The sequence below is a fragment of the Alcanivorax sp. HI0044 genome, from assembly GCF_001634945.1.
In genome coordinates, this window is the sequence record NZ_LWEZ01001808.1 from 1 (window position 1) to 417 (window position 417).

At 62.4% G+C, this 417-nt stretch carries 1 protein-coding gene; it reads left to right on the plus strand.

What is annotated here, in order from left to right; all coding sequences use genetic code 11:
* Positions 1-417, plus strand: a 417-nt coding sequence (locus A3730_RS27015) for a GTPase (RefSeq protein WP_197477669.1), incomplete at both ends; no start/stop codon positions are given.

A 417-nucleotide genomic window follows, 5' to 3' on the forward strand; every position in this document is an offset into this window, starting at 1 on the left:
CACTCTTCAACCGACTGACCCGTACCCGGGATGCCCTGGTGGCCGATTTCCCGGGGCTTACCCGTGACCGTAAATACGGGGATGGCCAGCTGGGCGGCTATTTGTACACGGTGGTGGATACCGGCGGTATCGGCGAGAACGATGACGGCATCGACGTGCCGATGACCAGTCAATCCCTGCAGGCCGTGGGCGAAGCCGATGTGGTGTTGTTTATGGTGGACGGCCGTGCCGGCCTGACCGCCGCCGATGAACAGATTGCCAGCGAGTTGCGCAAGCTGCCCAAACCCACCTACCTGATCGTTAACAAGACCGATGGGGTGGATGCGGATTCGGCCATGTCCGAGTTCTTTTCGCTGGGCCTCACCGAGGTGCTGCCGATCGCGGCGGCCCATGGTCGCGGTGTGACCAGCATGATCG